4 protein-coding genes are annotated in these 5252 nt (G+C 50.8%); 3 read left to right on the plus strand and 1 reads right to left on the minus strand.

Going from position 1 to position 5252, the window contains the following annotated elements:
* From EHN13_RS23450 to EHN13_RS23460, 3 genes are all read left to right on the plus strand, one after another.
* Nucleotides 1–1792, plus strand: a 1792-nt coding sequence (locus EHN13_RS23450; RefSeq protein WP_124022167.1) for a bifunctional acetate--CoA ligase family protein/GNAT family N-acetyltransferase, incomplete at its 5' end; no start/stop codon positions are given.
* 114 nt (nt 1793–1906) lie between these two features.
* Nucleotides 1907–3262, plus strand: a complete 1356-nt coding sequence (pssA, locus tag EHN13_RS23455; RefSeq protein WP_048210877.1) for a CDP-diacylglycerol--serine O-phosphatidyltransferase — start codon at nt 1907–1909, stop codon at nt 3260–3262.
* Nucleotides 3263–3306: 44 nt separating this feature from the next.
* Nucleotides 3307–3630 (plus strand): YfiM family lipoprotein, encoded by a 324-nt coding sequence (locus tag EHN13_RS23460; RefSeq protein ID WP_124022168.1) that lies wholly within the window; start codon nt 3307–3309, stop codon nt 3628–3630.
* Here EHN13_RS23460 and EHN13_RS23465 read toward each other — a convergent pair.
* The gene (locus EHN13_RS23465; RefSeq protein WP_048210875.1) at nt 3627–4925 is read right to left on the minus strand and encodes an MFS transporter; all 1299 of its coding nucleotides are present in this window, start codon (nt 4923–4925) and stop codon (nt 3627–3629) included. The two genes, EHN13_RS23460 and EHN13_RS23465, sit on opposite strands and share 4 nt — an antisense overlap.
* Nucleotides 4926–5252 lie beyond the last annotated feature (327 nt).

A 5252-nucleotide genomic window follows, 5' to 3' on the forward strand; every position in this document is an offset into this window, starting at 1 on the left:
GCTGATGATCATCAGCAATGGGGCCGCTCCCGCGGCGCTGGCATTAGATGAACTGTGGTCGCGAAACGGTAAGCTGGCCGCGCTGAGTGAAGAAACCTGCCAGAAATTACGCGATGCCCTACCTGCTCACGTGGATATCGCCAACCCACTGGATCTGCGTGATGATGCCAGCAGCGAACATTACGTCAAGACACTGGATATTTTACTCGCCAGTCAGGATTTCGACGCACTGATGGTGATTCACTCACCCAGCGCAGCCGCCCCCGGAACCGAAAGCGCGCAGGTGTTGATCGAAGCGGTAAAGCGTCATCCGCGCGGCAAGTTCGTCTCGTTGCTGACCAACTGGTGCGGCGAGTTTTCATCCCAGGAAGCCCGCAGGCTGTTTAGTGAAGCCGGATTACCCACCTATCGTACGCCGGAAGGCACTATCACTGCATTTATGCATATGGTGGAGTACCGGCGTAACCAGAAGCAACTGCGAGAAACACCAGCCCTACCCGATAGCCTGACCACTAACACCGCCGAAGCGCATAGTCTGTTACAGCAGGCGATTGCTGAGGGAGCGACATCGCTGGATACCCATGAAGTGCAGCCGATTTTACACGCCTATGGCTTACACACACTGCCGACATGGATCGCCAGCGACAGTGCGGAAGCCGTACATATCGCAGAACAAATCGGTTACCCGGTAGCACTGAAGCTGCGTTCTCCTGATATCCCGCATAAATCGGAAGTTCAGGGGGTAATGCTCTATCTGCGTACGGCAACAGAGGTGCAGCAGGCAGCCAATGCGATTTTTGATCGGGTAAAAATGGCCTGGCCGCAGGCGCGCATTCACGGTTTATTAGTACAAAGTATGGCAAATCGCGCTGGCGCTCAGGAACTGCGCGTCGTCGTTGAACATGACCCTGTGTTTGGCCCGTTGATTATGCTGGGCGAAGGCGGGGTTGAGTGGCGTCCAGACGAGCAAGCCGTGGTGGCCTTGCCGCCATTGAACATGAATCTGGCGCGTTATCTGGTGATCCAGGGGATCAAAAACAAAAAGATCCGCGCTCGCAGCGCACTACGGCCCTTAGATATTGCAGGTTTAAGCCAACTGTTGGTCCAGGTCTCCAACCTGATCGTCGATTGTCCGGAAATTCAGCGCCTGGATATCCATCCTCTACTGGCCTCTGCTGGGGAATTTACTGCACTGGACGTCACACTGGATATTGCCCCTTTCACGGGCGATAACGAAAGCAGGCTGGCGGTACGCCCTTATCCCCATCAGCTTGAAGAATGGGTGGAGTTGAAAAATGGCGATCGCTGCCTGTTCCGTCCCATTTTGCCGGAGGACGAGCCTCATCTGCAGCAGTTCATATCTCAGGTAACGAAAGAAGATCTTTATTATCGCTATTTCAGTGAGATAAACGAATTTACCCACGAAGATTTAGCCAATATGACACAGATCGACTACGATCGGGAAATGGCCTTTGTGGCAGTACGCTGTAAAGATAATCAGCAAGAGATCCTCGGCGTAACGAGGGCAATCTCGGATCCTGATAACGTTGACGCCGAGTTTGCCGTGCTGGTTCGTTCTGATCTCAAAGGGCTGGGCTTAGGTCGTCGGTTGATGGAAAAGTTGATTGCATACACCCGAGATCACGGACTTAGACGTTTAAATGGTATTACGATGCCAAACAATCGGGGGATGGTCGCCCTGGCCCGAAAACTCGGGTTTGATGTCGATGTCCAGCTCGAAGAGGGAATTGTTGGGCTAACGCTGAATCTGGCCCAATATGAGGAATCGTGAGTAAGGTACTGGAAATGTTGACCACATTCATGGGTACTGGTGGTATCATTGCCCGCTTATGTCGTCTGCAAAGCACAGAGGACCCTTCAATGAACAGAGAAGAAATGCACTGTGATGTTGTCAAAATTTAAGCGTAATAAACATCAACAACACCTTGCCCAACTACCTAAGATTTCTCAGTCAGTTGATGATGTAGATTTCTTTTATGCTCCCGCAAATTTCAGGGAGACTCTGCTGGAGAAAATAGCCAGCGCGACGCGACGGATCTGCATTATTGCGCTGTACCTGGAACAGGATGACGGCGGTAAAGGCATACTCGACGCGCTCTATGCGGCAAAGCGGCAGCGTCCTGAACTGGATATCCGGGTGCTTGTCGACTGGCATCGAGCCCAGCGTGGACGCATTGGTGTTGCGGCATCCAATACCAACGCTGACTGGTATTGCCGCATGGCGCAAGAAAATCCTGGTATCGATATCCCTGTCTACGGCGTGCCAATTAACACCCGTGAAGCGCTTGGTGTTCTGCATTTTAAAGGCTTTATCATTGATGATAGCGTCCTGTATAGCGGGGCCAGTCTGAACGATGTTTACTTACACCAACATGATAAATACCGCTATGACCGCTATCAGCTGATTCGCAACGCGAAGATGGCCGATATCATGTACGATTGGGTTACGCAGAACCTGATGAATGGGCGCGGCGTTAATCGTCTCGATGATATCCATCGTCCTAAAAGCCCGGAAATTAAAAATGATATCCGCCTGTACCGTCAGGAATTGCGCGATGCATCCTTCCATTTTCAGGGTGATGCGGATAACGAACAGCTTTCGGTCACGCCGCTGGTTGGGCTCGGAAAATCCAGTCTGTTAAATAAGACTATTTTCCACCTCATGCCCTGCGCGGAGCACAAACTCACCATTTGTACGCCTTATTTCAACCTACCAGCCATCCTGGTGCGCAATATCATTCAACTACTGCGTGAAGGGAAAAAGGTCGAAATCATTGTCGGTGATAAAACCGCCAACGACTTCTTCATTCCGGAAGATGAGCCATTCAAGATCATCGGTGCGCTGCCTTATCTGTATGAAATAAATCTGCGCCGTTTCCTGAGCAGACTGCAGTATTACGTGAATACCGACCAGTTGGTCGTGCGCTTATGGAAAGATGATGACAACACCTATCATCTGAAAGGCATGTGGGTTGATGATAAATGGATGCTGCTTACCGGCAATAATCTTAACCCCCGCGCCTGGCGGCTGGATTTGGAAAACGCCATTCTTATCCATGATCCCCAGCAGGAACTGACTCCTCAGCGTGATAAAGAGCTGGAGCTTATCCGCACGCACACCACCGTCGTGAAACACTATCGCGACCTGCAGAGCATTGCCGACTATCCAGTCAAAGTACGTAAGCTCATCCGTCGATTACGCCGTATTCGAATCGACAGATTAATCAGCCGTATTCTGTAATCAAGACCCCGTCCAGCGACGGGGTTTTTCCTATGGAGGCAACGATGCGTCTGTGTATTATTGCCAGTGTTTTGCTTCTTTCCGGTTGTAGCCACATGGCTAACGACAGCTGGAGTGGGCAAGACAAAGCTCAACACTTTATCGCCTCGGCCATGCTTGCCGCAGCGGGGAACGAGTATGCACAGCATCAGGGAAACAATCGCGATCGTAGCGCAGCTATCGGTTTGATGTTCTCAGTCAGCCTGGGTGCATCAAAAGAGCTGTGGGATAGCCGCCCCGCTGGGAGCGGCTGGAGCTGGAAAGACTTTGCCTGGGATGTGGCGGGCGCATCAACCGGCTATACCGTTTGGCAACTGGCACACCATTAGAGGCGTAAACCTTTTCCCTTACTGTGTAACATCAGCGAAACCAGGAATGCGACCACCGCCATCACGGTGACATACCAGAAGAATGATGTCTCCATGCCGACAGACTTCAGGGATAACGCAACATATTCGGCTGAACCACCAAACAAAGCATTAGCCACCGCATAAGATAACCCAACCCCCAGAGCACGCACCTGCGCCGGGAACATTTCGGCCTTCAGAATACCGCTAATTGACGTATAGAAACTCACGATCAACAAGGCACACATCACCAGAGCAAACGCCATGTAAGGAGACGTCACGCTTTGCAACGCGGTCAAAATGGGAACAGTAAAAATCGCGGCTAACGCGCCAAAACACAGCATTGAAGTTCGTCGGCCTATTTTATCTGACAACGCACCGAACAGCGGTTGCACCAGCATAAACACGCACAATGCAGCTGTCATAATGCCGCTGGCCACGTTGGCATGCATACCAGCCGTATTAACCAGATATTTCTGCATGTAGGTCGTAAACGTATAAAAACACAGCGAGCCAGCAGCGGTGAATCCCAGTACCATAAGAAAGGCTCTGCGGTTACGCCACAGCCCTTTCAGAGAACCCGCTTCTTTCAACGCACGGACATCCTGTTTTGATGTTTCATCCAGTTGACGACGCAACCACAATGCCACAATAGCTAACACAGCACCCAGCGCAAACGGAATACGCCAGCCCCACGCTCTTAGCGCCGAGTCTTCTAACGTTTGCTGTAATATGACCACAACCAGCAATGCCAGTAACTGCCCGCCGATTAACGTCACATACTGGAATGAGGCATAAAAACCTTTCTTACCTTCAACGGCTACTTCACTCATATAGGTAGCGCTGGTTCCGTATTCCCCACCAACAGATAACCCCTGGAATAATCTGGCCAGCAGTAATAGCGCGGGAGCCCAGGTGCCGATGGTTTCATATCCCGGAAGACAAGCGATCACCAACGATCCCATGCACATCATACAAACGGACAGCAGCATAGACTTTTTACGCCCGTGTTTATCCGCAATACGACCAAAAAGCCATCCCCCGATTGGCCGCATCAGAAAGCCTGCAGCAAAAACGCCGGCAGTTTGTAAGAGTTGCGTGGTGGTGTTTCCAGATGGAAAAAAGATATGAGCAAAGTAGAGAGAGCAGAAAGAGTAAATATAGAAATCAAACCATTCAACCAGATTCCCTGACGATGCACCAACAATTGCCCATATACGACGACGGGTGTCGCCATCTGCCAGCGCCCCGTTCTCAGTTACACTGCTATCAGCCATTAGAATTGTACCCCTGCCAGGATCTTATGAATCTATCAATGACGTTTCATGTCTGTTTTAGTAAATTAAATGTTATATAATTGTTATAATTTATTATGAGAGATAGATCACGATTTTAATTAGCAGGAAAAGGATTAAGAAATGTTCGAAGGAAGAGAACCAGGTTGGCGGTCAGAATTGCCTGATGCGCTGCGCTTAATCCGGCAATGTGCACCCCGCACAGACGCAAAAAAGCCCATCCGTCAGGATGGGCTTCTTCACTTTAATTGATGCCTGGCAGTTTATGGCGGGCGTCCTGCCCGCCACCCTCCGGGCCGTTGCTGCGCA

The organism is Citrobacter youngae (genome assembly GCF_003818115.1).
Classification (GTDB): Bacteria; Pseudomonadota; Gammaproteobacteria; order Enterobacterales; family Enterobacteriaceae; genus Citrobacter; species Citrobacter youngae.

What these genes read in the sequence shown, in the direction of transcription:
- pssA (WP_048210877.1), top strand. Translation starts at nt 1,907, where the DNA reads ATGTTGTCAAAATTTAAGCGTAATAAACATCAACAACACCTTGCCCAA.
- EHN13_RS23460 (WP_124022168.1), top strand. Translation starts at nt 3,307, where the DNA reads ATGCGTCTGTGTATTATTGCCAGTGTTTTGCTTCTTTCCGGTTGTAGC.
- EHN13_RS23465 (WP_048210875.1), bottom strand. Translation starts at nt 4,925, where the DNA reads ATGGCTGATAGCAGTGTAACTGAGAACGGGGCGCTGGCAGATGGCGAC.